Below are 1,028 nucleotides of genomic sequence, written 5' to 3'. Positions count from 1 at the left end.
TAAAATGAACGCAATAAAAAAGGCTTAGCAAGTGCTAAGCCTTTTTTGTCTCTCGATTTTTAACGAGTAATTAGAAACGGTAGTTCGCTTGAACACCGATTAGCCAAACGTTACCCGTTGTTTCACCAACGAATTGACCGCCAACTACTTCAGCTGAATCGTCTGACTTGTAGCCACGAGACTCAACGATTGGTGCGTCTTTCGCGATAATGTAAGTGAAGCCAGCGTCTAGGCTGAAGTCTTTCGTCCAGTCATAAGTTGCACCGATGCTTAACCAAGTACGGTCTGTTTCTGGAATAGTGATCGTGCGGTTCTTATCACTTACAGCAGACGTATCGTATGCAATACCAGTACGTAGGGCTACCTTAGGTTGAAGTTGGTAAGTCGCACCAACTGCAAAGCGGTAGTTATCTTCCCAGTTTTCCACTTTCACCATGTGTGTACCAGCGGTTTCTAGGTGAGCTTCTAGCTTCTCGAAAGAGCTCCAGTCAGTCCAGTTGAAACTTGCGTGTAGCGCAAGTTGATCCGTTACTTGGTGGAAGCTCGCTAGTTCAGCCGTTGCTGGTAGGTTTAGGTACATGTAGCCATTGTCACGTAGCTGTGGAAGCTTAGGAGTACCGAAGCCAAAACCAAGGCCCTCAGCATGACCTTCAAGCTTCAGCTCAACCTCAGATTTGTACGTGAAACCGATGCGGTTGTTTTCATTGATCTGCCACGCTGTACCCAATTGCCAACCCCAAGCCGTATCGTCACCTTCCATGTACTTAAGAGTCGTACCTTGAGGTTTTTGTAATACGTTTACTTTAGGAGCCGTAGCGCCAAAACTTCCTTCACCGATGATGTAACGAATACCACCACCAATACTTACCGTATCATTAATTTTGTATGCTGCGTTTAGGTTTGCTCCCATTGTGGTTACGCTTGCTTCGTTACCAAAATGAGAGGCGGCAAAGCCTTTGCCTAGATCCGTTTCCATACCGTAGTTCGTACCGAACGCTAGGCCGATTGCGAATTGTTCGTTGTATTGA

General features: G+C 46.1%; 1 protein-coding gene. It reads right to left on the bottom strand.

The window, feature by feature from the left end; all coding sequences use genetic code 11:
* Positions 1-70: 70 nt before the first annotated feature.
* The coding region (locus R7Q11_RS25015) for an outer membrane protein transport protein (RefSeq protein WP_225466859.1) at positions 71-1,028 on the bottom strand (958 nt) is incomplete at its 5' end.

Source organism: Vibrio sp. 970 (genome assembly GCF_033339075.1).
This window is presented reverse-complemented; position numbering and strand designations above follow the sequence as displayed.